Annotated in this window: 25 protein-coding genes; 5 read left to right on the plus strand and 20 right to left on the minus strand. The window is 53.3% G+C overall.

Features of this window, described 5'->3' with window-relative positions; all coding sequences use genetic code 11:
• The 7 genes from csm5 to NZ823_03715 form a co-directional block, all read right to left on the minus strand.
• Positions 1-1,316: type III-A CRISPR-associated RAMP protein Csm5 (gene csm5, locus NZ823_03685; GenBank protein ID MCS6804228.1), on the minus strand; the 1,316-nt coding region annotated here is incomplete at its 3' end.
• Positions 1,317-1,371: 55 nt separating this feature from the next.
• Positions 1,372-2,406, minus strand: coding sequence for a type III-A CRISPR-associated RAMP protein Csm4 (gene csm4, locus NZ823_03690; GenBank protein ID MCS6804229.1), 1,035 nt, complete (start codon positions 2,404-2,406; stop codon positions 1,372-1,374).
• A complete protein-coding gene (gene csm3 / locus NZ823_03695; GenBank protein ID MCS6804230.1) occupies positions 2,406-3,242 on the minus strand; it encodes a type III-A CRISPR-associated RAMP protein Csm3 in 837 nt (278 codons plus the stop codon). Before csm3 ends, csm4 begins: the two co-directional genes overlap by 1 nt.
• Before the next feature lie 19 nt (positions 3,243-3,261).
• A complete protein-coding gene (csm2, locus tag NZ823_03700) occupies positions 3,262-3,696 on the minus strand; it encodes a type III-A CRISPR-associated protein Csm2 (GenBank protein ID MCS6804231.1) in 435 nt (144 codons plus the stop codon).
• Positions 3,697-3,699: 3 nt separating this feature from the next.
• A complete protein-coding gene (gene cas10 / locus NZ823_03705) occupies positions 3,700-6,282 on the minus strand; it encodes a type III-A CRISPR-associated protein Cas10/Csm1 (protein ID MCS6804232.1) in 2,583 nt (860 codons plus the stop codon).
• 136 nt (positions 6,283-6,418) lie between these two features.
• Positions 6,419-7,501 (minus strand): CRISPR system precrRNA processing endoribonuclease RAMP protein Cas6, encoded by a 1,083-nt coding sequence (gene cas6 / locus NZ823_03710; protein MCS6804233.1) that lies wholly within the window; start codon positions 7,499-7,501, stop codon positions 6,419-6,421.
• A 571-nt stretch (positions 7,502-8,072) separates the two neighbouring features.
• Positions 8,073-9,227, minus strand: coding sequence for a hypothetical protein (locus NZ823_03715; protein ID MCS6804234.1), 1,155 nt, complete (start codon positions 9,225-9,227; stop codon positions 8,073-8,075).
• A gap of 30 nt (positions 9,228-9,257) precedes the next feature.
• On the opposite strand from NZ823_03715, the gene NZ823_03720 reads away from it, so the two are divergent.
• Genes NZ823_03720 through NZ823_03735 form a run of 4 tightly spaced genes read left to right on the plus strand, consistent with a single transcriptional unit; the run spans position 9,258 to position 12,260 of the window.
• Positions 9,258-10,142, plus strand: a complete 885-nt coding sequence (locus NZ823_03720; GenBank protein MCS6804235.1) for an NAD(P)-dependent oxidoreductase — start codon at positions 9,258-9,260, stop codon at positions 10,140-10,142.
• Between the two features lie 48 nt (positions 10,143-10,190).
• Complete coding sequence (locus NZ823_03725; GenBank protein ID MCS6804236.1) at positions 10,191-10,601, plus strand: nucleotidyltransferase domain-containing protein; 411 nt, start codon at positions 10,191-10,193, stop codon at positions 10,599-10,601.
• Complete coding sequence (locus NZ823_03730; protein ID MCS6804237.1) at positions 10,585-11,097, plus strand: hypothetical protein; 513 nt, start codon at positions 10,585-10,587, stop codon at positions 11,095-11,097. The genes NZ823_03725 and NZ823_03730 overlap by 17 nt, the downstream gene beginning before the upstream one ends.
• 47 nt (positions 11,098-11,144) lie before the next feature.
• Positions 11,145-12,260 (plus strand): right-handed parallel beta-helix repeat-containing protein, encoded by a 1,116-nt coding sequence (locus NZ823_03735; protein ID MCS6804238.1) that lies wholly within the window; start codon positions 11,145-11,147, stop codon positions 12,258-12,260.
• 138 nt (positions 12,261-12,398) lie between these two features.
• On the opposite strand, the gene NZ823_03740 is transcribed toward NZ823_03735, so the two are convergent.
• The 11 genes from NZ823_03740 to NZ823_03790 form a co-directional block, all read right to left on the minus strand.
• Entirely contained in the window at positions 12,399-13,139 is a 741-nt protein-coding gene (locus NZ823_03740; protein MCS6804239.1) for an ABC transporter ATP-binding protein, read from the minus strand.
• A gap of 39 nt (positions 13,140-13,178) precedes the next feature.
• Complete coding sequence (locus NZ823_03745) at positions 13,179-14,678, minus strand: hypothetical protein (GenBank protein ID MCS6804240.1); 1,500 nt, start codon at positions 14,676-14,678, stop codon at positions 13,179-13,181.
• Between the two features lie 91 nt (positions 14,679-14,769).
• Positions 14,770-16,068, minus strand: a complete 1,299-nt coding sequence (locus NZ823_03750; protein MCS6804241.1) for a hypothetical protein — start codon at positions 16,066-16,068, stop codon at positions 14,770-14,772.
• A 46-nt stretch (positions 16,069-16,114) separates the two neighbouring features.
• A complete protein-coding gene (locus tag NZ823_03755) occupies positions 16,115-17,641 on the minus strand; it encodes a DASS family sodium-coupled anion symporter (protein MCS6804242.1) in 1,527 nt (508 codons plus the stop codon).
• A 75-nt stretch (positions 17,642-17,716) separates the two neighbouring features.
• A complete protein-coding gene (locus NZ823_03760; GenBank protein ID MCS6804243.1) occupies positions 17,717-18,499 on the minus strand; it encodes a thiazole synthase in 783 nt (260 codons plus the stop codon).
• Between the two features lie 240 nt (positions 18,500-18,739).
• Complete coding sequence (gene tadA / locus NZ823_03765) at positions 18,740-19,207, minus strand: tRNA adenosine(34) deaminase TadA (protein MCS6804244.1); 468 nt, start codon at positions 19,205-19,207, stop codon at positions 18,740-18,742.
• Positions 19,191-20,429 (minus strand): MFS transporter, encoded by a 1,239-nt coding sequence (locus tag NZ823_03770; GenBank protein MCS6804245.1) that lies wholly within the window; start codon positions 20,427-20,429, stop codon positions 19,191-19,193. The genes tadA and NZ823_03770 overlap by 17 nt, the downstream gene beginning before the upstream one ends.
• A complete protein-coding gene (locus NZ823_03775) occupies positions 20,422-21,339 on the minus strand; it encodes a sulfurtransferase (protein ID MCS6804246.1) in 918 nt (305 codons plus the stop codon). The genes NZ823_03770 and NZ823_03775 overlap by 8 nt, the downstream gene beginning before the upstream one ends.
• A gap of 79 nt (positions 21,340-21,418) precedes the next feature.
• A complete protein-coding gene (locus tag NZ823_03780) occupies positions 21,419-21,754 on the minus strand; it encodes an ATP synthase F0 subunit C (protein MCS6804247.1) in 336 nt (111 codons plus the stop codon).
• 257 nt (positions 21,755-22,011) lie between these two features.
• Complete coding sequence (gene atpB / locus NZ823_03785) at positions 22,012-22,896, minus strand: F0F1 ATP synthase subunit A (protein ID MCS6804248.1); 885 nt, start codon at positions 22,894-22,896, stop codon at positions 22,012-22,014.
• Positions 22,893-23,321, minus strand: a complete 429-nt coding sequence (locus NZ823_03790; protein ID MCS6804249.1) for an ATP synthase subunit I — start codon at positions 23,319-23,321, stop codon at positions 22,893-22,895. The genes atpB and NZ823_03790 overlap by 4 nt, the downstream gene beginning before the upstream one ends.
• A gap of 247 nt (positions 23,322-23,568) precedes the next feature.
• On the opposite strand from NZ823_03790, the gene NZ823_03795 reads away from it, so the two are divergent.
• Positions 23,569-23,760 carry a twin-arginine translocase TatA/TatE family subunit gene (locus tag NZ823_03795; GenBank protein ID MCS6804250.1) on the plus strand — a complete coding sequence of 64 codons (192 nt, stop codon included), beginning with the start codon at positions 23,569-23,571 and terminating at the stop codon, positions 23,758-23,760.
• Between the two features lie 78 nt (positions 23,761-23,838).
• Here the strand turns inward: NZ823_03795 and dnaN are convergent, their stop codons facing one another.
• Entirely contained in the window at positions 23,839-24,951 is a 1,113-nt protein-coding gene (gene dnaN, locus NZ823_03800) for a DNA polymerase III subunit beta (GenBank protein MCS6804251.1), read from the minus strand.
• Positions 24,952-25,216: 265 nt separating this feature from the next.
• Positions 25,217-26,602: a chromosomal replication initiator protein DnaA gene (gene dnaA, locus NZ823_03805; protein MCS6804252.1), complete on the minus strand. Its 1,386-nt coding sequence runs from the start codon at positions 26,600-26,602 to the stop codon at positions 25,217-25,219.
• Between the last annotated feature and the right edge of the window lie 294 nt (positions 26,603-26,896).

Here is a 26,896-nt window from a genome sequence, read left to right on the forward strand (position 1 = left end):
CCACCTTCGTATGCGATGTGCCGAGTCTTGGGAAACGGATGAGCGGTATCAAGCTGCCCGGTCCTTGGATTCTGACCCAACCGATACCGCTGGCGGAGCTGGTTGAAGCCTTCTTCACCCAATTGGTTTCGCAACAGATCGCCGATGGTTTTGACTTCCCACCCGCCACCCCAACCGATGTTGAGCAAGAACGCGCCATCAGGTAGGTTGTTGATTGTTGCATCTAACTCTGCGTAGAACTCCCGGATTGCGCTATGCTCTCGATCGGCATAGAACATCGGGTACTCGTTGTAAAACTGCTGCTCAGCGGCGATGATGGACCGGGCGTAGGCATTGCACGTCTGTGCCAACTGCCGAATGGCTTGCTCCTTTGCGCCGCGAAAGCGCAGTTCAAGCTCGGCTACTTCAGAAAAGAGAAAATCATCTACGCCAATCTCTAACCGTAGTGGTGTCTCTGGCGTCAGCCACTCGGCGAAGATTTTGTACTCACCATCTTGCTCGCGTTTTTCCACGAGCCGATGGCCACGCAATGTGTAGGTCCATACTAACCCGACAGCCAACTGTTCGATACTCACGGGCTGCGTGTCGCTGACGTGTACTGCGCGCATGAGGTCGTGGTTGGGGTCGCGCCCGAACACAGCGCGTTCGACAGGCTGCCCGAGCCACTCGCGGTTCCGTCCAAGTCGCTCCAGCCGCTGCTGGAAGTTGCGCCATTCGCGTTGGTCGCTCAACCGGTCTTCGCGCACGTTAAGGATGCGATAGAGCGTTTGCTGAAATCTTCGTGCCTCATCCTGGCTCACGTTAAGCGTTTCTGCAAGCACCACGCGGTGTGTGTCGGGCGCGTCGAAAGCGCGACGGCGCTGGATCTCATTGACCAGGTCACGCGACCGCACACAAAGAGTCACATATCGTGCAGCGAATTCTTGATGGGGAGCGTGGTCAGTCATTAACTGCCACAGCACTGCTGTCCGAATCGCGCCCTTGATTGACGTGCCCGGCAGATAAGGCTGAGCGTGCACGTTCTTCATTGCTTCGCGGACAGCGACCTCGTCGGGGTCTTGCGGGCACGGCAAACTGTAGGCGGCAACATCGGCTGGCGGAATCCGTTGGGTGGAGAGCCACGTCGCCCATAGAAAATTGCGATTGCTCATCGCCGTCGCCAACTGACTGGCATTTACGCCGCGCGCGAGCACCTTATCAAGATCAATCAAGTGCCATCGCCTGCCTTCATAGACGCCCTCGAATTTGCTAAATTGCGTCCCGGTTCCGACGTGGACAGGACAGAGACAGGTCAACGTGTAAGTTCTCGTCGCCATTTCGTTCACCTCATTGATTGCAGGACCCGCTTGTAGCGCAAGTTGGCAACTTGCGCTACGGCAAGCCCACTGGAAACGCATAGCCGTAGCGCCACACATCATGTGGGCAGACATCCGGTTTGACGTTCACCAATCGTCCAGCGTGCGGTTGAGGGTTACCCATCAACACTGAGCCTTCGGCAAACATCCAGACCATCTTGCGCCGCAGGTTGCTCGCCTCCGGCGATGTTACCCAGCCGCGTCGAGGCATTAGCTCGTAGGCAGCCTCTTCTCTCGTCAGCGCCCCTGCCTGTGCGGCATCTTTGGGGCACACTGGCGAAAGCGTGACAAAGCGGTTGGGATTACTGACTTCAGGCAACGGCTCATCGCTTGGTCCACCCAGATTGAACAATCCACGCCCAGCATTGCGTTCGCCGCCTAATCCTGAATCGCCCAGCAGTCGCAAGACAGCTTCAAATTTGCGCTTCAACTCGTCGCCATGATCGCGATTGAATTCCACAGCGAACCACAACCCTGCCCTTTCAGCGAACATCACCTCGCCAAAATGCCAGATTTGTGACGCTGAAGTGATGCGGTCGAGCGTCACGCGCGGGAGGACATCAGTTTTCCATAATACAATGTCGCCCGTAGCATCATCCGTCCAATCCTTAAGCTGCTCTTTCTCATCCTCGGTGACCCACGCTACTTCGCCGTTGATGCAGTGCTCTTTGGTAAAAGTGATCTCTCCCCCTCCAACAATTGCTGTAAACAATTGCTCAGAGACGAACCGCACCCGCTTGAAGGCTTTGTAGTCGTCATCACTGACATTCACTGTGGACAACCGCGCTAGTGGCTTTGGGAAGAACCGCACAGCACCTGCAAATGGAAATGCTGAGCTGAGGAAGAATGGGAGGCTGTCACTATCGGTGAACCAATCCAGCACATCACGGCGCAACGCATCCACGCCATAGAGTTGCCGCCACGCCGAGCAAATGGCGCTGAAGAGCGTATCGGCTGGGAGGTGAATGCGCGTCACTTCCAGCCCGACGCCGCGCTCACCAATGTGCAATGGCGACCGAAAAGTCAGCCGGTAGGTCGAAAAAGCGGGCATTACTGTGTCCCTCCGACCGCTTGTTGGATTGATTGGGCGTAGCGGCTGGGCTGCAATTCGCCAATCTTTCTGTTTTGATCGAGCATCAAAACAGTCCCTGTACCCTGGTAGTAGTCATGAGATTTGAACGTTACAGTCACATTGGTGAAAGCAATTTTCCCCGCCCCACGTGAGCCGTAACCGCCCACGTAGTCATCTTCAAGCAGCTCCATCGCCTTGAAAACGTGCTGCAACCAATCAATATCGGCCTGACAACCTGTACCGTTGAGATCGTAGAGGCTGTACACGAGTTCAAGTGGGGCAAAGACTGCCCCAGCAGGCACGCGCTCGTTTTGGCGCGGAACTGCTGCCGAAGTGATACGGTCAATGACTGCTTCCCATTTGACCTCTGTGAACGGCAAGTCCGTTTTTGCTCGACGCAGCCTCTCAGTCGCCTCATGGCCTTTTGCCAACATTACGTCACGAACCAGAAGGCGAGTCGGTTTCAGTTGTGTCCACTGCCGACGCTGATCGCCTGGAGTGACACCAAAGATTTGGCACACAGCACACGTCGCATAGGCATCTTCCGTCTCGCACTCATGGACTCGGACGACTGGTTCCCGCCGTTGGATAAACTTGTTGACGTCATTCCCAAAATGCCTATCGAGTAACGAGCGCATCTTTCCACGCAACGAAGAGCCGGGAATATAGGGTTCACGAGTGACAGGATGACGAATGATGGGATTGTCAATCCCGCCGATGTCCAATCCTGCCGCCGCACCACCGATATGCAATCCCGTGACGGCTTCGATTTCGCCGGTGATGATGACCTTTCCTTTCAGTGTTATGTTGGGCATAGGTAATCCTCCTTGATGTTCACCTTCCTCCTGCCGCTTTGTGATAGGCTAAAACGGCCTCGAAGAAATCTACAAAACGGGCGAATTTGGTTTCATCGTTCCCAACCTCATCAATCGCCCACGAAAGCACATCTTTCAGCTCGCGTGCTCCATTAGAGTTAGCACGGGCAGCAGCATAGGCTAGCTTTGGCTTGAGCAGCACGAACTCATTGGCATCGAAGCCTCGCATTTCCATTTGCTTGACTGTCCCATAAATGTTGCGGATTTGATTTGTTGTCAGGTTGCCCCGCTGCAATCGCGGTCCCAGACTCTCGGCAGCTTCCACCAACAGCCGTCCACCTTGCCTGATAAGCTCCTGCACTTGTTGCTGAGATAACTGCTCCCCTTGAGGGGCGCTGCGAGACCCTGATTGGTGCTGTTGTGATGTGCGATGTTCTCGACTCTCTCTCGGCATATACTATCCCTCCCTTGTCAATAAAGATGTCCAGCGGGCGAGGACGTGCAGGACGGAAATAAGACCGTCTCGATCACGCGCAATCGCTTGCTGGAGGTGACGAATCTTGTCTTGATGATCTGTGTAACGCTCTCCGAAGCGGCTCAGGTGATACACCAGCCGCCACACCCATTTGGCATAGGCAATTTCCTCCTCCATTTGTGCCAGGGTTATCTCCTTAGCGTTCATGCGATGACGCTGACGCTGACGATTCTCCTCGTACAGACTATGGATTTCGCTCAATCGGGTCAGGAAGGCGCGCGGCAGCGAGACCGTGCCGCCATCGCCTCTGAGCATGGCCCGTAATTCATCTTGTCTTTCTGCTATCTCGTTGAACCGCTCCCATCCAAGTGGAGTTTGCAAGAAACTGAGGGCATCCTTCTTCACTGAACGCCCATCAACAGTCCGCGTGTGCTCTTTCGCTTGGTCATCGAGCGCATATTTGGCATTATTGGCGAGTTGGTAAAGTGGAAACTTTTGGTGCTCGATGGCGATCCCACCTGATAGCGTGATATGGTCGCCGCCAACGAACTCTCTGAAGTCATCCCGGATTTGCTGAGCCAACTTCGGCAGCACGCTCCACGCGCCGACAACGAACAGGTCATCCCCGCCTGCGTAGATCAGGTACAACGCGTCCTTATTTTCTGGTCGTGTGCTGCCCTGCGCCACAGGGTTGTATTGTTGGCACAACTGTGGAACCCAGCCTTCAAAGAATAGGCGTAACGACTCGCTCAGCGTGGTCATCCGCGAAATCGTCGCGTTGTTGCCCAGTCCTTTCTTAAAGACATCGCCAAGACTGTCCACATCCATTCGTAGCACGCCAAGCCACTTGACTCCCTCAGATGCCTCGGCAAGATCGCTGAATTCGGCGATAACAAGCTCGCCATTACTCTCCCGCTTCATCGGAGTTGCATCCGCGAGCAAACGAGAATCAAAACTGACGGGCATGTCCCCCCAGCGGAATCGAGCCTTCACCTCATCAGTTAGAAAGTCAAGTGGACCAGAGGTATGAAAGGTGTAAACCAACGCGCCTGTTGCCCCGTTCGGTTTCTCAGGTACATCTTCGCCTTCATGGACTAACCATGGGAACACCCCGAATGCCTGTAGCACGCCCCGCCAATCCCATGGGTCGGGTGGCTCGCGCTCAGGGACAGTGAACAGCACAAGGTACGTTGGCTCACGCAGCAACTGACCTAGTCCTTCAAATTGGTAGCACCGACGACATTTTCGGATGCCATCATCCATTTCATCTCTTCCTTGTCTCCATTCGCCATGACAAACTTGGCACATCTCTTCTGCTGTCGTGCCGAGCTGCTGAGCAGTGAACAGCGTCAGCATCATCTCATTACCGTCCAGCTCACGCCACTTTCGCTGCTTGCGCTCATTGACTCGGCGGGAGACCTCGTCCCACTTGTGGGCAAAAGCATTGCCGCCCGCGTCATGCTCCAAAAAGTCAACGGCAGCAACGGGAACATAATCTACTGTCAGCGACAAGTCGCCCTTGTGTGCTTTCCAAAGTCTCTGACTGATTTGCTGCCGCAGGTTGTCGAACCGCTCAGCGGTCTCCCGGTACGGCAACAACAAGTAGAAATGGCCGCCGCCAGCGAAGAGAAGATTCGTCATCGGCAAAGCAAACTGGCGCAGAATCCATGCCGCGATGACTTCGGTGAGCAGTTGAAGATAAAACGACCGCCCGCGCAACCCGCGCGCGGCTCCGCTGCTGGTGAGCAGGTAGAGGAAATCCTGGGTGCCCGAAATGTCGCCTTTGGCCAAGGCACAGAGGGGGCGATTCACTAACTCATCCTCAGTCGGCGTTGACGGTTGCTTGAAATAACGATGTGAGAGCGCCCCGTAGAGCGTCTGCACCTCACGCTCCTCTAATCGTGCTCTGACCAAACAAGCCGCAATTGCCGCCGTCGTTTTCAAATGGTGATAGAGGGATATGTCGGGAATCGTTTTGTAGCGCGTGTCGGAAGGAATCGCCCAGGTGTATTTCCTCAAAACAGCTAACAACGTCGGAATGTCGCCAGGTGGCACGCGAGTGACTTCGTTAGTGAAGGCTTGCCATAAAGTTTGATAAGCTTCTGCTGAGCCGGATTCATCTCGGCCTGGCATCAATACTTGACGATTAAGCGATAAGGCCAGGAGCTTGTGATATATCTCATCGGCTCCTCTCCCTTCCAACCTGACCCGCGAGAGGACGCTCCGCAGGACACTCTCTGCCCGCCCGCGTGCGCCTTCCTCGTTGCCCTCTGCTTCCGCGCGCTCGTTGGCGGACAAACGATCTGCGAGTGAAACCAATAACTCGTCATATAAAGATGGATCGTGATGCTTGAGCACTAACCGCCGCAAGGTGTGTTGATCTGTCGGCCAGTGGCTCATCCACTCATCCACAAAGAGCGCGCTGAATGGTTCATGACTATACTTTGCCTGGAAGGCTTCGCCCCTGGCCCAGTCAGGCAGCGGCTGGAACGTCCGCTCGCGGGCCTTGCCAATATCATGTAGCAGCGCCCCTAAAGTAATCAGTCCTTCATCCTGTTTATTCATCTACCTTCCCCTCCAATCCCATGTCCGCAAAATCCTCGATCGGTGAATCAATGAGCCATTTACATTCATCTCCATAAGGACCCGACATTAGCAGAGTCGGTCTGCGTTCATCCACACCAGTAACATTGCAGTAACCCTATTCCGCTGACTTCCTCTCGCTCGACGGCACACACCCCGGCAGAGCCAGAGCATCAGTCAGCGGTCGCAGGCTTGCAATTTCATACTTTCCCAGCCCGAACGTCGTGTTCTTGCCCACATGCAGCAGCTCGCCCAAGATCACGAGCGGCAAAAATGCGCCCAGCTCCGCCGCTCCTGCAAACCCGTACTCCACTTCGCCGACCAGCCCGCCAAGCTTCATCTTCGTCTGCTGCCGATTGGAGTACCGTTCCCAATCAAGCCAGCGAAGCTCGTTCCTGACGGTCATCACCGACCGGGCTTGCTCAATCATGGCTCGATGATCCAATACCAACTCGCCGCCGCCGTGCACAAGTGTTAATTGCCACATTCGCCGGAGCAGATTGCGAACCAGCAGCTCAAAGCTGATGCCCCCTTGCAAGTCGCCCTGAACCTGAAGCCGTACAGGCGTCAGGAAAACGAGGCGCAAATGTGACGATTGGAGATTTGAAATTTCAGATTCTCCGCCAGTGGTTCGCGCATGCAGTTCAGCAGTGTTGGACAGAGTCGAGGATTCAAGGTTTGATGAGATTTGAGCGTGGCGGTGGGCAATCCACTCCTCGGCGCTCATACTGAATGAACCTGATGCCAGACGCTGCGTCGCACTTTCGTAAATCACCCGCTCATGACCATCGCCATCGCGCCACGCGACCGATTCCAACACGAATCGCCCGCGCCGCTGACCCAATCCCTTTTGCCCCGCCTGATCCAGAGCAAAGATGATGTAAGGCAGATAATCAATCGCTCGACCGATGAGCGTCAGCCCGAACGTCAACGGCTCACCCGGCGCGTACTGCTGCTTCTCTTCAAGCGGCGGCTCCAGCACATAGGGGTGCGGCGCAACTTTCTGACCGCGAAAGGCGGCTACACCTTCGGGCGGCAACGTCTCGAATACCTGCGTGTAGACGCAGCTTGGGCGCACCAAGCAAATCTCACAATTCAGATCGCGCCGAATGCAGACAGCGCGTTTCAACGCATTTCCGAATGCACCCCGCAGCGTTGAGCCTTTATAGCGCGGCAACCACGCCTCAGTCTCAGTGCGCATAGTGAATCTGAAGGTGCTAATCCGAGTCGTTAATGCTAAGGACATGACGCCCTCGCTGTGAATCATGATGACTCCTCAACGGAGTCTCATCACCGCTGAACCCACACGGAAACCAAAGCTATTTCTCTATAACTGCTGAATTGGCGGCTGTGGTCTGCTCGGGAAGATTATTCGCTTTTGATAACGTCTCACTTCACAGCCGGCGGCAATCTATCGCACCTTTCCCAACGCTGTCAAGCAAAATCTGAGGCAGCGATTGTCATTTCAACGGCGATTCCATCCGTTGGAATCTTTGATCCGTTGGCAGGAACCCGCCGCGAGAGATCACCGCAAGCGTGGCAGTAAAAATCTAGAGCGATTTTCAGTCGCCTTTAGCCAGGAGCCCCACATCTGCGGGCGAATCCATGCCGGAAGCGGGCGTTCCCAGGACAAACTCATTCACAAACCGCTCTGAAAATGCTAGAAGTGTGAACACTGCTCCACCATTGCACGGAGCGTCCATCCCCGTGCAGGAATATACTCTGAAAAATGCTAGAAGTGTGAACACTGCTCCACGGGTGACACGATGTGGCTATTGAGTGTCATTACCGCGAGTCGGGATGTAATCCAGAAGCCCGATGTCCGAGTATGTTCGATAACGACCCGCCTCTGCCAGCTCGATGAACTTCTCCATCCGTTGGAGCAACATCGCCAGTAGATGACCGGGAATAGTTTCTGGATGCTGGTGGCCGAATCCCAGGTAGCTGCGGATCATCAACGTGCGATCGTCGTGAGGCAATGACTTGACGCTTTCGACGAACGTAGAGAAGGAATTTTGTTGCATCAGGTAGAACTCGACATTGGAGACATAGAAGACGGAGACGCGCTCACCGCTTCGCCTGACCTCGTCGCCAATGGCGCGCAGTGCTTTGGGTCCGGCGAAATCGCCTGTCACGGGCACAAGCCGGTCACGCTGCTGAAATTGTTTGAGAAACTGGAAATCGTCTTCCGAGGCCAAAAAGGCGCGTCGGCGGCCCCGCCGGTCGGTTTGCAACAACAGGGACTTCAATGTCGGGAACCGGCGCCAGTCGCGTCGCAGATGCGATTCGTAGCGAATCTCCAAGCCCGGCTCGTAAAAACTCTTGTAAATGAAGTCGAGCCGCGCGCGGTCTTGTTCGGTCAATGGCAGGCCGAAGCGGCGTTCAATCAGCGCGTAGACTTTTTTCAGATTCGCCTGATAGTAGGCTGGGCTGGGCGCCGTCCGCTCAATCGCTGCGATCAGTTCATCAATCGTGGCCCGCTTCACCCATGAGTGTTTTAACTGCAACGGTCGGCTGAGCCACAGCGAAAGAAACTCAGCGCGGTTTCGCGCCATGAGAAACAACGCCTTATAAAGCAGGTGCTGCAATCGGTTATCGTAGCGAATATCCAGAATGAATGCCCGCGTCGGGCGCACTTGAGCAATATAGGTGAAATTCTGTTCAGGTCCCACACCGATATAGACGCCGCCGCGCACGTTCAGCTCGTCGAGTTTGTTCAACACTTTTTGATAACCTTCTTCGTTGGAGACGAGGTTGTCGCTGGGGAAGTAGCCGCCTTCCTCCGACAATTTTGCAGAGAGTTGGGCCAGTCGGTGCTGGCGCGGCACGGTTGCATTCGGCGCACAGCCGATGAGTAGGCCCACTATCAACCACACGCCGATGAGCCATCGAGTTACTCTGCTGTTGGCGACTTGAAGCGCAACCATGCGTTGGCTACTTTAGTGCGCATCAGCAAAATGAGCAAGGAAGGAGAAAGGCAGATGAGTATGAGAATTGGATTCATCGGCCTGGGCATCATGGGCCAGCCGATGGCGCATAACCTGATGAGGGCGGGATTCCCGCTAGTAGTCTTCAATCGCACGAGAGCGAAATGTCAGCCGCTGGTGGAGGCCGGCGCAGTAGAAGCAACATCCTATGCTGATGTGGCGCGGCGCAGCGACGTCATCATCACTATCGTCTCGGATACGCCGGATGTCGAGCGCGTCTTGTTTGGTCCGGATGGCGTCCAGGATGGAGTGACGCCAGGCAAAATACTGATTGACATGAGCACAATCTCGCCTGCCGCCACAGAGGAAATGGCCGCCAGACTTGAACAGAAAGGTTGCCGGATGCTCGACGCGCCCGTCAGCGGCGGCCTGCAAGGCGCAACCGCAGGAACGCTGGCTATCATGGTCGGCGGCGATCTAGAGACATTCCAGACGTGCCTGCCCATCTTTCAAGCGATGGGAAAGAAGATCGTCTACATGGGCCGAAGTGGAAACGGACAGCGCACAAAAATGATCAATCAAGTGATCGCAGCATTGAATATCGTGGCGATGACGGAAGGCTTGTATCTGGCCAAGCTGGCCGGATTGAATCTGGCCGACGTGCTCGACGTGGTGTCCAGCGGGGCTGCCGGTTCGTGGATGCTGACTCATGCGGCGCCGAAAATTTTGCAGCAGGACTACACGCCCGGCTTCATGATGAAACTTCAGCAGAAAGACTTGCGGCTGGCATTGGAATTTGCCAAGAGCCTCAGCGGCACATTGCCCGGCACCGAGTTGGCCTACGCGCTGTTTAGCGAGGCTGTCAACCGAGGACTCGGCGAGCAGGGCACGCAGGGCCTCATCAATATCTACTGATCGCCGCTCCTAATCAAGTTACGCTATACTGCCACACACTTGCTTGCTATGGACAGCGAGAAGGATAGAACACAGCATGTAGCCTTCAGCGATGAGGCGACGGCAGCGATTGTCGCGCGTCTGCGGCGACAGCGTGAGCGCGAACAACAGCGAAATGAGACTGAACGTCAACGTCTTTTGCGTTGCGCCCGTTCGGTCCATGAAGTGGCGCGACAGTTCCCTGCTGTGCGACAGCTTTACCTGTTTGGCTCGGTGTTGATCCCTGAACGGTTTTGCTTTGAAACTTCTGACGTGGATGTGGGCATCGTCGGTCGGCTAGGCGTGGAGTTTTTCAGACTCGGCGCGGCCCTCGATCAACACTTTGACCGGACGGTCGAGTTAGTTGACATTGACCCGACCACACCGCTGGGCCAATGGATACTCGCGCAAGGAGTGTGCATCTATGACGCCGACAAGTAACAGCTTGCAGGCCCTGGTGGCTGAACTAACGATGGCACACTCGATGCTTCAAGAGAAACCGGCGCACGTCTCAGCGCGCGCGCAAGAAGCGCAACAATTATCAAGCGAAGCCCACCTCATCGCCGTCGCTTACGAAATCCACAATTTCTATGGACTGTGCGAGTACGTCTTTGAGCGCACTGGCGCCGTGTTCACTGTGCCGATTGCCCGTCCGGAACGTTACCACGAAGAATTACTCCATCAGATGGCGCTGGACATTCCCCAAGTACGACCAGCGGTGCTAACGACAACGCTGAAGGATCACCTGGACGAGCTCAGGCGATTTCACCGTCTCTTCAGACACGCTTACATGATGTCATTGGATCGTCAACGGGTTCTCGAGCTGGCTGAACGGGTCGTATCCGTGTCAGCCGCTCTGAATGAACCACTGGAACGCTTCCGAACCTACCTGCTTGAACTTGCCGACCGGCTCGACAGCGCCGACTCAATCCGGTAAAATCCTGCGCGCTTGTTCAGTTCATCGAACCATCAAGGAGGAGTCTCATGAAATCTACGATCATCAAAGTCGTTAGCGTCATTACCGTCGTATGGGGCATTTCGATCCAATCGGTTCACGCTCAATCCATCGTGTATGTGAAGCCAGGCGACCGGCTCGGCCAAATCGTCAGCCAAGCGCCGGCTAACACCACGATCATCGTCGCGCCGGGCGAGTACCGGGATGCACTCGTCGTCAGAAGCCCTGGCATCCGTTTGATTGGAGCAGGCGCTCAGGAGAACGGAACCGTGTTGAGTAATCAGGGCGTCAATGCAACCAATGGCATTGAGGTGCGACCGGGCGCACATGGGTTCGAGCTGAGCGGCTTCCTCATCAAGGGCTTCAACGAAAATGGCGTCTTGTTGACGCGCGTCAGAGATTTTCGCCTGACGTATAATCGGCTGGAGAACAACGGCGAATACGGTCTGTTTCCCATATTCTGCACCGGCGGGGTCATCTCCAATAACCTGGTGATTGGGCATACCGACACAGGCATTTATGTTGGTCAGTCGTCCAATGTGATCGTTTCGCACAACGTGGCCCACGGCAATATCAACGGCATTGAAATCGAAAATTCCGATGACTGCACGGTCACCGAGAACGAAACCTACGATAACGTCATCGGCATTCTGATTGTCGAATTGCCGCTGTTGCAAGTGACGCGAACCAATCGGATCACGGTGACCAAGAATTACACGCACCATAACAACAATCCTGGCGATCATCGGGCGCTGGAGCTGTTCATTCAGGTCATTCCGGTCGGCGGCGGCATTTTGCTCGTCGGAGCCAATGAGGTGACCATCGCGGATAACATCATCCTTGAAAATAACTCGTTCGGCATCGGCATAGCCAGGTTGCCTGTTCTGTTCGACGATTTCGATCCGATGATTGATCACATTCCCGACAATAATCGGATCGTGAGGAATCTGGCGCTGCGCAATGGCCGCAGCCCAGACGCTGAGCGACTCGCGCCACTGGTGCCAGATTTTCCCACCGGCGCAAATATCTATTGGGACGGCACAGGAGAAGGAAATTGCTTCGAGGAAAATGTGACTGAGGACGATCTGGGCGGCACGAGCTATCCGGGGCCGAAGGCATTGCCGCCGTGTTCGCGCTCTCGCTGAGTGAAGAAGCAAAGCGCCGATGAACCGCCGATAAGATTTTTCATCCGCGCTGACGATAACTGAAGCGATTGCTCAGCTCGGCGAGCCGCCGATGAAACCGCTGATAAGATTTTTCATCGGCGGCCAGCCTGAGCAACTTCATCGCGCAAAGTGAAGGAAGACATCCTCGAACGGCTCACCGGCCATGCCAGCAATGTCGCGCAGATGGCGCGGCGCGCCTTCGATCACAATCCGACCGCGTTTGAGCACAGCCACGCGGTGACAAAGGCGCTCGACCAGCCCCATCACGTGTGAAGAGATCACAAACGTCGAGCCACGCTGATGAAGCTCTTCGATACGCAACCGCAGCAAGCGCATACTCTCGGCATCCAACCCGTTGAGCGGCTCATCGAGCAAAATCAACGGCGGCGCGCCCATCATCGCGGCAATCAATCCGACTTTCTTCTTCATGCCGAGCGAGTATTCTTCGATCAAGAGATGCCGCTTCTCATGCAGTCCGAAATAATCCAGCTCCCGCTCAATCGCGTCAGCATGATCGAGTCCTTTGAGGCCTGCCATAAAAGTTAAAAATTCCCAGCCCGTCAGACGATCATACAGATGAAGCTCTTCAGGCAAATAGCCGATTCGTTTCTTCGCCTCGATGGGCTGGTGGCGCGTGTGATACCCGCAGACGTGAATCTGGCCGGCATCCGTTTTGATTAAACCAAGAATGGCTTTCATCAGCGTTGACTTGCCGGCTCCGTTCGCTCCAAGCAGGCCGAAAATTTCTCGATCAATGGTCAGTGAGACATTGTCAGCAGCGACAATCCGGCCGTACTGCTTGGTCACCTCACGAAGCTGGAGCGCCGGAATATGATTCAGCAAAGGGGATTCACTCATGCGATCTCTTCTTGTGATTAACAGCCTCCGATTATGGCTTCATGCCTCAGCTTCGACCTCAGTGAACGAAACGCGCGACCGCGCCCGTTCGCCCAAGTAGTGCACGCCCATCACGTACCCGTACAACCAAAGCAACCAAAATCGCCAATAGAAAATAAACAAGCTCGCCACGGCCAGCGCAGCCAATCCGCTGAAGATCAGTCCAAGCAGCGGTCGTGAAGCAATTTCGAATGCCATGACGCCCACCAGCGATGCAACTACAAACGCAATGACGAGCAGCTTCAAGACGAGCCATACTTGATCAACGAGGCTAAACGAACCCAGCGGCAGCGCCACCGCCACCGAGACAAGCCATGCGGGCACTGCCATCAATCGCGCGTACCAGAACTTGGATTTCCAGACCAATTCCGGCGACACGCCCGTTGACTTCTCCACCCAGAAGTAAGGGAGTTGATATTTCAGCAGCAGCGGAGCCAGCGCCGTCAGACTAAACACGCTAAACGCGCCACAGACTAACACCAATCGGGTGAACCATTCAGCGCTCAGCTCATACCGCTGGCTGGCCAACACCAACGCACCCTGAAACAGCAAGAGAAATCCTATCGCTAGATACACAGCCGATGAAAAGCCGCGCCGCGTCAAGCGCCAATCGCGTATCACTTGCGAAGCAATAGGCTCGCTCAACAGGCGAGTCAACAACCCAGGCAACCACTCACGACGATTCGAACGTTGAAGCAAGGCATCACGCGCCAGCTCACGGTCGTCATCCCGCCATTGTTGGTAAACAAATTGCGTCACGAAGTAAAGCACACCAAATGCCAATAGAGCGATGGCCACGAGCATGCCTGCCGACGCTTCATGCTCACTTCGACCCAATGCCTCGCCGAAGCTCTTCTGAAAAATCAAAGCGGGCGCTGCCAGCGGCAACAACGGCGCGATGAACCATTCATGCCAGCGCGTCAGCGCGACCAGCAAAAGCAGGAGAACAGCCTGAATCACGATTCGGCCCAAGCTGAACAGTTGATAATGAACCAGTGCCAGCGTCGCCAAAATTTGCAATACGGCAATGTTCAAAAAAGCCGCCAGCATCAGCGCCGCGTGAGTCAGCGTCCAGGCGACGCCGACGGCGCGCTCGTCGCTCAGCCGGCGCAGGAGCACCAACAGGACTAACCATGCCAACAAATTTTTCAAAAATCGAATCAGCAGCGTGACGTTGAATCGTACAGGTGGCGGAATCGGCAACGCATCCAGAGAAGCGTCGGCTGAATGCGTGGCATAGACATCTTTGAGCGTCGCTGACAAGGACGCGGCAATGAGCAAAATCGTCAAGGCGAGCGAGAGCAATCTCAAATCAGCAATCGGCCACCGCGACGCGGCAAAGCCCGCGAGCGCCGTCAGTTTGACGAGGTACGGCTCTAGCATCAAGTAAAACCCTGTCAGGATCAGCGGCCCGAGCACAAACAGCGTGAAGGAATTTGCTTTGAGCCAGCGCCTGAAGCTGAGCGACCTGTAGCGGAGGATAAGTCGAAAACTATGCATGTTGCCTGACGAGCGCATGGATCTATTGAATCGTTCTATCGGTGAGCCGATGAGTGATACTTACTCCGTTGATGCCTCAGGGATTGATGCCTCAGGGAATAATCAAGCTATCCGGCGCTTCGATCACCTGATTGCCGGTGACGATGCGGACAGTTCGGGAGCCAGCAGGCGCGCCCAATGGCACGGTGATGTTGGCCATGAGCGTTTCCGCATCAGTCACCGAGATGGCATTCACCACGATGTCATCGCCAAACCAGGCGGTCGTCTGTCCGGCAACGAAGTGACTGTTGCGGGCATTGATCAAAAGGGTCAGCGTCCGTCCAGCAGGAACGGCGCGGGGCGTGATGCCAATCAACGTCGGTTCATCGCTGACCGTCGCGCTGCCGGCCAGCCAGACTGTCGCATTCAGTATCAATTCGCGATTCGTTCCGGCCGGATCACGCCAACCGTTGAATAGATCGTCCGTCGGATCGCCCGTTCCGTCATCAGCCGGGGAACTATCACCGAGGGCAAAAATACGGCCCCGGCCAACGCGACTGAATGCCGCAACGACGCCTGAGCGCCCGCTCGGTGAAAAGCCTCGACGAAACAACACACCACGCGCCGCCGGATTCGTCATCGGCTCCAGTAGCATGTCTGCCCCCGATCGGAGGATTGTGCCACGCACGTCACCAAATGGACCATGCACAATGGCATGAACATCTGGATCATTGAGATCGCCCAACAGATCAGGATTCTCACGCGCGATGTTCACCAGGTTGAAGCGCAAGCCGAAATCAAGCCGTGATTGCGTCGCCTGGAGAAATAGATTGTTCCAGATGCGCGGCGCATCCACACCATCATTGTTGCGATCTGAACCTAAGTGATTGCCGATGATGAACAGCCCGCCACCGTTTTCAACGAACGCGATGATGGCCTGGCGCTCAGCGACGGTGAATTCAATGTTGGGCTCGCAAACAACGAAGACGTGATACTTCGATAGGTCTTGTGGATTGGTAACGTCGTTGAACGTGATGCGTCCGGTCACAGCAGGCAATGAGTTGGCACGCGCGCGGCCGCTGCGAGTCAGCTCGACGCCCCACGATGATAACGCGCCATCCCAGTCAGTTTCCACAAGGGGATTTGGCGGCAGTGGCACAATCGGCGTGACGCGCAATGGATCATTGCCAGTGGCATCAATCACCCAGTCAGCATTGCCAGCCGTCTCGCCCTTGGTGTTATCAAACAATACATAAAACGGCCTCTGTTCATGTTGATGACGCATCGGCGTCGGCCGGCTAGCCGTTCCTGCGTCCACCGTCAGCATGCGCACCAGAAGAATCAGCACAGTGCCAATCAGCCACCTTTCAACAGATTTGCAATCAGTCAATGAGTGATGGTTGTCTTTCATCGTTTCTCCCGCATCGCTACTAGCAATATAGCAATATGAAGAACTCTCATTGAATCAACGAACTTAACAGATAGACACCAACCGTAATGGTAATGATGCCGATCACATCAAGGAACACTCCATACCGAACCATTCGCGTGATTGGGATATAGCCGGAGCCGTAAGCAATCGCGTTGGGCGGTGTGGAAACGGGCAACATGAATCCCATCGTCGCGCCGAAGGCGGCGCCAAGCGTCGCCGGCAGCGGATGAAGCTGGGCGCTTTGAGCCGTCGCAATCACAATTGGAATCAGCATGGTGGCCGATGCGGTGTTTGATAGGAATTCGCTCATCAGCACGCTGACGAGCGTGGCGACGAAAATCATCAGCAGCCCGGCGCCGAGAGGCGAGTCAACCTGCACCAGGCCCTTCAACGCTTCACCAATCTGCTCGGCCAACCCGGTTTGACGTAACAAGTGGCCCAGCGTGAGCCCGCCGCCAAACAGCAACACCGTGCCCCAATCAATAGCCGCTGCCTCAGACCATCGCATCGCGCGACGAGTGACGCCGGGCACCTCTGGATCAGCCGGCAGAATGAAGAGCGAGACCGCGCCAATGAGCGAGGCCACGCTTTCCGGCAACACCTCTTGCAACGCACGTGACCAGGGATGATCCGGGCCAAGGAAAATTCCTATGGCGCCGGGAAGTATCCAGAGCGTGACCGTCAGCGTAAAAGCAATGGCGACGCTTCGCTGCGCCCGAGTCAGCGAGCCACGCGCGGGCGCATTGACTAACGAAAGCTCATTGACCGACGCCGGTGATGACCACGCCAACAAGAGAGCGATGAGCCCGAAGATCAGCAACGTAATCGGCAACGCAACCAACATCCAGCCAAAGAATGAGATGCTGTAGGGCGTCAGTTGCCGGAGAAAACCCATCGTCAGCACATTCGGCGGCGTTCCCACTGGCGTTGCAATGCCACCAACCGATGCCGCATAAGCGATGATGAGCATCAACGCGGCGGCATAGCGGCGGTCCTGCGGCAGCAGCTCTCCATTAACTGTAGGCAATCGGCCAATAATCGAAAGACCAATGGGCAGCATCATGGCAGCCGTCGCCGTGTTACTGATCCACATCGAAATAAAAAACGTCAACGCGCCCATCGCCCACAACACACGCGCCGGACGAGCGCCAATCCAGGGCAGATTGATCACATACTCGGCTAGCCGCCGATCCAAGTGATGAACAAAAATTGCCCGCGCGAGAATAAACGATCCGATGAACAGAAAGATGACCGGATCAGCAAATGTGGGAAAGACCTCCTGCGCTTTTGCCACCCGCAACACAACGCAAGCCGTGGCCGCCAGCAACGCGGTGACAGGCAAGGGGAGACTTTCAGTCATCCATAGCACCGCGGTGGCCGCTGCAATGGCGGCCAGACGATGCGCCTGCGGCGTGAGCGACGGCATGGGATACAGCAGCAAGCCAATAAACACCAAAGGGGCCAGCACAAACCCCGACTGTCGCCGCAACCGGTCAAAGCGCCACTCGGCGATGGTCAGGCCATTATCCCGTGTCGGTTGAGAGCGCGTCATTCGTCACTCGTTGTTCACCATCAGTCATTGCCAGCACAAAATTACAATTGACCTATGAGACGTGACAAATGATCGCTACCGGACAACACCTTCCAATGGGCTACTGGCCGTGGCATAAAGTTTCTTAGGAATTCGCCCAGCCAGATAGGCCTGCCGCCCGGCGATAATCGCGTGCTTCATGGCCTCAGCCATCAACGGCGGATTCTTGGCTTGAGCAATCGCCGTGTTCATCAGCACGCCGTCGTAACCAAGCTCCATTGCGATGGTCGCATCCGAAGCTGTGCCGACGCCGGCGTCCACGATCAACGGCACCTCCGTGACCATCTCACGCAAGATACGCAGGGTGGAAAAATTTTGAATGCCCAGTCCCGACCCAATCGGCGCCGCCAACGGCATGACCGCAGCAACGCCGACATCAACAAGCTTTTTGGCAATGATCAAATCATCGGTAACGTAGGGCATGACAATGAACCCTTCTTTAACTAAGCGAGCCGCTGCCTCCAACGTCGCTTGATTGTCGGGAAACAGCGTTTGTTCGTCGCCAATGACCTCCAACTTGATAAACGGCGTCTGAAGCGCTTCGCGGGCCAGATGCGCTGTGCGAATCGCTTCGTCAGCAGTGTAACAACCTGCCGTATTGGGTAGGAGCTTGAATTTGGTCAGGTCTATGTAATTCAACAGCGAGTCCTCACGACGATCCAGGTTGATGCGCCGGACCGCAACTGTGACAAGCTCAGCCCCGCTGCGCTCGTGCGCTTGCTGCATGATCTGCGGAGAAGTATATTTGCCTGTGCCAATGATCAGCCGGGAGCGGAACGTGTGCCCGGCAATGATGAGAGAATCATCTCGTGTCTCCATAATAGCCTGCAATTCCTTTGTTGAGGATGATAGATGTTCATTCTACCGGCCTGAACTGCGTTTGGCAAAACATCAGGCCACGTCACCTGAAAAACCTAACGCCATACCTGCAAGAGACGCCTCAGAGAGCATCGAGCAATACCGACTGTTGAAATCATGCGCCGACCTGCTCACACCACTTCGAGTGCGAGATTCTGTCCTTCGTTGAGCTGCAATCAGGCGCCACCTGCTCCGACCAGCTCACTGCGAATTGGCACGCTTTTGACGAAAAAAGGACTGAATGATCTCACGGCACTCTTGCTCAAGCACGCCGCCTTGAACCTGAACCTGATGATTCAGCCGTGGATCCGTGCAAATACCAAACACCGATTCAACCGCGCCCGCTTTTTCGTCTTTCGCTCCATACACCAATCGTTTGATCCGGGCATTGACTAACGCTCCGGCGCACATGGCACACGGCTCAATCGTTACATAGAGCGTGGCATCAACGAGCCGATAGTTCTCAATCGTTTGAGCGGCATCCCGAAGCGCGACAATTTCGGCATGCGCCGTCGGATCATGATCCGTAATGACGCGATTGTGTCCCCGCCCGATAATGCGCTCTTCAAGGACAACAACCGCCCCAATAGGCACTTCGTCCCGCTTGAGGGCATCCTCTGCCTCGTCCAGGGCAAATTGCATCCACACGTGATCAAGCGGCACACTCATCAGTCGCTTGCATCCTCCTGGTTAGCAGTATCAACACCACACAGGCAGCCAGCGCTAGCCCAGCTCCAAAAAGAAACGCCCCTCGAAAACCAATCGTCTGCCACATGCCGCCAAATACTACACTGGCCGGCAAGGCAGCAACCCCAATGACAAAATTATATAAGCCAAACGCCGTTCCTCGTTCCTCTGGCTTCACGACATCAGCCACAAACGCGCGCTCGACGCCTTCCGTAAGCCCAAAGTACAAGCCATAAACAGCAAACAATGCCCATGCCTGCCACGCCGCCCACGAATAAGCGAAGCCAATGTACACCAAGGCGTAAATCATCCACCCCATCAGAATTGTCGAGCGGCGGCCAATGCGATCTGACAATACCCCACCCGGAATCGAGAGTAACGACTTGCTCAAGTGGAGCACGATCCAAATGATAGGAATGAGCTCCAACCTCACACCAAGCTCTCTTGCTCGTAAAATCAAGAACGCATCACTGGAATTTCCTAAGGCAAACAACCCGACAGCTAACAATAACCCTTTCAACCGCCCATCTACAGTCCGCCAACAATGTGTCAGTGACTGCGCTGGCCATGTTTGTGCTTGAGGCTGTTTCCAGGCTGGCTCTTTGACAAATATCCAAACTGTGATGACACACAACGCCGCCGGCACCGCTGCCCAGGCGAACATTGCCCGATACCCTACCTCGAATGTGGCCAACAAAAATGCCGCCAACAACGGCCCGGCTACAGCGCCGGCATGATCCATCATGCGATGATAGCCATAGGCCAATCCACGATCAGACGCCTCCGTATAGTCTGCAACCAATGCATCGCGCGGCGCTCCTCTAATGCCTTTGCCGATACGATCCGCGAAGCGAAGTCCTAAAACTTGCCAGCCGGTCACAGCCACAGCCAGCAGCGGTCGAGAAACCGCAGCCAGCAAATAACCGATCAAAACCAGTTGCTTTCGCCTGCGCCAGCGATCCGAAATCCACCCGGAAATGAGCTTAACCAAACTGGCCGTGCTCTCAGCAATGCCTTCAATAACACCAACCCACCAGATGCTGATACCTAATCCGCTTGTCAGGAAGACAGGCAACAACGGATAAATCATCTCGCTGCTGGCATCGTTGAGAAAACTGGCCCAGCCAGCAGCAATCACCGTCGGGTGGAGTCGGCGACCAGGCAGAGCTTTGTCGAACGGTTGGCGGTAGTTTTCTTCATTCACGCTCGGGAAGGGTGTTCGGTTGCGGAGTGGCCGTCTCAACCAACGTGTCATCACGATTGCCCCATTCCTGCCACGAGCCGTAATAAGCGCGACTCCTCTGAAAACCAATCAATCGCAAAACAAACAATGTGTGCGACGCACGACCGCCGCTCTGACAATAGGTAACAATTTCTTTGTCAGGCTTGAGGCCCGCCTGCCGGTATAAACGCCACAATTGATCGGCTGACTTAAACGTCCCATCATCTGCGAGATTATTCTTCCATTCAATATTCACCGCGCCGGGGATATGCCCACCGCGCTGGTTTCTCTGCTTGTCTTTGCCAGTATACTCATCCGGCGACCGCGCATCAACAATCATAACATTCGGGTTGTGCAAACTCGTTTTCACTTGCTCTAAAGTACAAACCGTTTGGCGGTTGGGCCTGACTGTGAATGCCGTTTTGGCGACCATCGGCGTTTCTGTCGTCACAGGCCGCTTTTCCTTGATCCACTTGTTCCACCCGCCATTGAGGAGACTCACCTTGCGGTGCCCGTAATAATCCAACACAAACCAAAGTCGCACGCCAACGACGCCGCCGCGGTCATCGTAGATCACCACGCGGGTCTTTGGAGAAATGCCTAACTGCCCCATCATCACCACGAAATCTTCAGGCAGCGGAATGTATTCAGTCTCACTATCCGTAGTGCGGAGCTTGGCCGTATCAAAATGCACGGCACCAGGAATATGCCCGCTGGCATACGCCTCAACAGAGCGAGTATCAACAATTCGAATGCGTGGATTGTCCAGATGACGAGCCAGCCAGTCTGTTTCCACAAGCATATCAGGCTGAGCATAGCGGTTGCGAGTCGCGGCATGGCTCATGCCCAGCAACATCATCAAGGATACCAGAACGAGCAATCCCTTTCTCATTTTGCAACACCTGCTGAGACCACAGGAGAGGACTGTCCGAGTCACTCTCCTGTGTCACCCTCTCTGCCGCTCAACCTACTTATAGAGTGAGCGTAGGAATTTTCAGAAAGATCATCGCGAACGTAAACAACACCAACGTTTCGATGAGCACCAACCCGATCAGCATCAACGTCTGAATACGCGCGGCAGCGCCAGGATTACGCGCCGCTCCTTCACAGGCCGCGCTGATCGCTCGTGAGTCAGCCAAGGCTGCCAGGCCAGCCGCAATGGCCATGCCTAGCGCAATGGCGATGGCCATCCATGATTTGTCGGTCATGCCACCGCTATGCGATGCTTGCCCCTGTGCAAAAACGGGCACCGAGAATGCTAAAAACGTCCCCATCGAAAGAACAACAGAACGTAGCTTGGTCCGCATGCTTATCTCCTATGCTTAGAGTGTGCAAAGGAACTGAATGCTTGACCACGTTCCCACCCTCGCCGACTGCTTGGCGAGAATATAAGTCCTTCGCTGCCAGGTATACTCTTGTCTCCCTCTTACAACAAAAGCTCCATACAACAGCGAACTGATTATCTTGCGGAGCGTCCAAGTCATCGGTTCCTCTGCTCTAGGTCTGAAGCCTAGAGCCAAAGGCATGCTCATAAGCACGCCCTTCGCTCTCCGCTTCAATCCATTCATGCTTGCGCAGGCACACCATGCGCTTCCTCCCGCGTAATACTCACTTCATGCGCCTCATGATGATGAGTCACCTCACTCACATAAAGAATCGAGAGCATCGTGAAGATGAACGCTTGCATCAGCGCGACAAACAATGCCAACGGCATTAACATGATCGGCAATACCCAGGCAAAGATTTGAGCAAATGCTCCCGCTAGCGTTTCATCACCAAATATATTCCACAGCAACCGCATGGATAACGAAACAATACGAGCCAAATTGGAAATAATCTCTACCGGGAAAAACAATACCGCCATGGCTGCACTCGGCCCGGCGAAATGCTTGAGATAACCGAAGAGTCCGTTTTCTTTAATGCCAACATAGTTGTAATAAAGAAACGACATCACAGCCAACGCCAGCGTCACATTGAAATTCGCCGTCGGAGGTTGAAGAAATGGAATCAGCCCCATCAAATTGCAGACTCCGATCAACACAGCAAACGTGCCAATCACGGGAAAATATTTCATTCCATGCGGCCCGATATTTTCCCTAATTAAACTGCGAATCCCGTCAATCAATAATTCAAACACTTGCTGCCGATTAGTGGGCCGTTCAACCGAAAGCTTGCCTCGTAACCAATACAAAACTACCGTCGAAATCAAGACGGCGATGAAGAACATTACCATGTGGTTCGGAATCGGCATATTGGCGTCACCGTGCCACTCCGCGCCAAATAATCCATACAATGACGGCATGATCGCTTTCTGAAGCTGATACACCGCCGGACCAAGCAGATGGTTAACCCACTCAGTAATGATCGAAACATGGTGTCCACTTGAGTCGCTATGCCCAGCAGCATGCTCTGCGGCCTGTGGCGCCAAACTCATCATGATCCCAATCATTTTATCCCCTCCTCGCTACGTCCCATCATCAGCCAAATTTGGTACACCGCTTCCATCATCAAGGCAATAACACAACAACAAAAGCCAATAACCAACCATAACAAATCAAACCAGCCACTCCACAAAGCCAATCCTATAGCTGAACCAACCACCACATACCGCAATACGAATTTTGCCGCTGTCCAGCGAGGAACACGGTTAATCTGAGCAGCCGTCGGGATGATTACACTCAAACTCGAAGAAAGCCAGCGGTAATTGAGCAAACCTAGTCCTCCTCCAAGCAGCGTCCCGAAAATGGCTCTTGAATCCCCCACAACGAGCGACGTTATGATCATCCCAGCGAATACGAGATACGTGTTCACTTCTAGCCGTCGGCGAGTCGGTACAATATCGCTATCGTAGCTAGACACCTTGTTCAAATCCATACGAAGATCAGTAGAAAGGCCGGTATCATATCGCCGGACTTTGCATTTTGTCTAGAGTCAAGAAGGTTAGAAGACTGACGCCTCCAGCGGCCAAATTTCAGACCGGCACAACCACTGAATCTCTCAACGCTACAAATGCCCGCGCGAGCTTGTTCGTTGACTTAGACAAATGGCAAGGTTTAGAATTGAGCGTAGTTTTAGGTTCATATTAACTGAGAGGTAACTGAGTATGTTTGGAAGCTTAGGGATGACTGAACTAATCATCATCTTGTTGATCATTCTCCTGCTGTTTGGTGCGCGACGATTGCCTGAATTAGCTAGAGGACTGGGAGAAAGCATCCGTGCTTTCAAGAAAGGAGTGGCTGAACCCCAATTAGAAGACAAACAACAATCATCAAACACACATGAAACTGAGCGCCTACCCGAAAAATTAGGCTGAGAAGATATTTTGCCCGTTTCAGATGTGCATCCCACAATGCGAATGTTCCATAAATCAGCCGGCCTTTCGTGCGTGACGCTACACTCTCATCGGCATAACAACATATCTATACCCCTCTTGCTCAGTGGCCGGCCGGATCAATGCTGGACTTGTGTTGCTCATCAATTCAATCCGCACATCAGCAGCGTCAACAACGTTGAAAAAGTCTAGTAAGTAACGACTGTTGAAACTGATCTCAAACGGGTCACCTTCGTAATCGGCCAGCAAATCCTCAACTGCCTCTTCATCACTTACGCTGCCTCGAGACGTTAACTCAATGCGCCCAGACTGAAACTCCAACTTCACAGCATGACTGCGCTCATCGCTTACCAGTGAGACGCGCCGCAGCGCCGCTGCTATCGCTTCACTACTGACTTGAGCAATCCGATCATTGTCCTTGGGCAAAACCATCTCATAGTTTGGAAATTGACCGGTCAACAGGCGAGCCGCCAACTCCCGATGACCAACGCGAAAATAGACGTGATTTTCATCCACGCTGATGTCAACAAACTCATCGGGGTTCGCAATCAGCTTGCTGCACTCATGAAGCGCCTTCTTGGGAATCAATACCTTCAGACCTTCTTCCCATAGCGACGTCTCAATTTGCTTATCAACAATCGCCAACCGATGCCCATCAGTCGCAACCATTCTCAAAACGTTATCGGAGAGCGCCTCCAGTTGAATGCCCGACAGCGCATACCGCGATTCTTCCTGCGTGGTTGCAAATATGGTTCGCGCAATGCAGGCTTTGAATGTACCACCTGGTATACTCAACCGTGCCGACGGAAATTTGGGAATCTGGGGAAAATTTTCCTTTCCCAAACCGGCTATTTTGAAGCGCACCCGCTCGCATTGCAAACTAACACGGTTATTTTCATCGCCCTTGAGGTGAATCTCCGCCTCGGGTAGACTGCGGACAATCTCAAATAGTTTCCTTGCATCAATGGCCACACCACCCGAAGAGTCCACTACAGCAGGGCATTGGGTTTGCAAACTAACGTCCAAGTCGGTTCCATGAATGATAATGCCAGCCTCGGACGATTCAATGAGGATATTGGAAAGAATTGGAATTGTCGCTCTTTTCTCTACGACCGATTGCACAAGTCCCAATTCTTGCTGAAAATCGGATTTTTTGACTTTGATTTGTAACATTGATGTGAGTCTCCCTTTCACTGTTATCTGTTATAAAAATGCTGATATATAAGGATAGTAGTAGTAGTAGGGCCTGTGGAAAAGTCGAATAACTTTGTATTTGTTTGTTTATCAATTATTAGGCAGAGCGTAGCCTGTTGAAAAAAATGTGAATAAACTGTGGAAAAAATAAAAATCTGTGGAAAACTCGTTTTCCTGGAGCCCATTATTTTTTTTCCACAGGTCGTCCACAGGGGGGGGATGTGGAAAATTATATTTAACATAACTAAAATCTAGAAATTAGGCTGTTGATAAATCTGTGGAAATCTTCTTGTTTTTCGTATAGCTCGCTAATCTTATTATAGCTATGCAAAACAGTGGTATGGTGCTTACCTCCGAACACCCTTCCTATCTCAGGGAAACTAGCTTTCGTTAGTCTTTTGCAAAGGTACATCGCAACTTGACGAGGAAAAGCGACACTGCGCGAATTGTTTTTGGACTTTAGGTCTGCCACTCGTACCCCATAATGTTCGGCAACGACCTTCTGAATAAGCTCAATTGTGATGTTTTTTTCATTTTCATCAATGATTCCTTTCAGAGTTTCTTGGGCAAGGGCTAGGTTTATAGGTGATCCTGTCAGAGAGGAGTAAGCTACAAGTCGAACAAGCGCTCCTTCCAGTTCACGGATATTGGATTTTATTTTGCTTGCGATGAAAAGAGCAACGTTGTCAGGAAGGTCAATTTTTTCCTGTTCTGCCTTTCGTTTGAGGATAGCCACTTTGGTTTCCAAATCAGGCGGTTGAATATCAGCAATCAAGCCCCATTCGAAGCGTGAATGCAGCCGTTCTTCCAAAGTGGGAATATCCTTGGGAGGGCAGTCGCTGCTAATAACGATCTGCTTTTGAGCATCGTACAGCGCATTAAACGTATGGAAAAACTCCTCTTGGGTTCGCTCTTTTCCGGCTAGGAATTGGATATCATCCATGAGAAGAATGTCAATGTTCCTGTGTTTTTCACGGAAAGTCAAAGTCTTATCATATCGAATTGAATTAATTAGCTCGTTCATGAATCGTTCGGAGGATATGTAACATAACCTTAAATGCTTGTTGCGGGCTTTTATGGCGTGTCCTACGGCATGCATGAGGTGGGTTTTTCCTAGGCCTACACCACCATAAATATAAAGCGGGTTGTATGCTTTTGACGGCGATTCAGCAACAGCCATGGCTGCTGCGTGGGCGAATTGGTTCGAGGCTCCTACGACAAACGTTTCAAACGTGTACTTGGGATTTAGCGGTAAGTCAACAGGTTCAATATCAACGAATCTCGCTGCGGGTGAGGCAAATTCCTCTTCCTCTAAATCGAAAAACGAGTTCTGATTGTCAAGTTTTATTGGTGTTTGTATAGGGAGGTTATTATCAGGTTGAGGGGAGTTGTTTTGTCCTTTTATGATGAATCGCATCTGTAAATGACCTAAGTTTAGTTCTTTTAGTGAGTCTTTAATAACATCCATGTAGTTATCTACCACCCAATCACGGAACATCTCATTGGCAACCTCAACGATGATGTTATTGTCTTTAATTTCTATGAAATTCATGGATAAAAACCACGCGCTATAACTCTGATGATTCACCCTTTTCTCAATCATTCCTAGAATTGACTCCCACGTCGCCATCGTCATATCTTCGTTGTCCTAAATGTAATCTTTAAGTTCTATCTGCAATATTGAAAATGGCAAACCCAGATTGCATTTAAGAGTCATTGATATTTAATAACTAATGTTTTTTTCCACAACTTTTCCACAGCCCTGTTATAATCCACCTGAAAATAAGTTTTAAGTACGTAACATTATAAATTACAATAATTTAACCTGTTGAAAACTTTTGCTAGGGTAACATATTTTCCATTCTTTTGCAAGAGAAATCCACAGCTAATCCCAAATTTATACATTCTTGATTGAATTAACGGA

The sequence above is a fragment of the Blastocatellia bacterium genome, assembly GCA_025054955.1.
Lineage (GTDB): Bacteria > Acidobacteriota > Blastocatellia > HR10 > J050 > JANWZE01.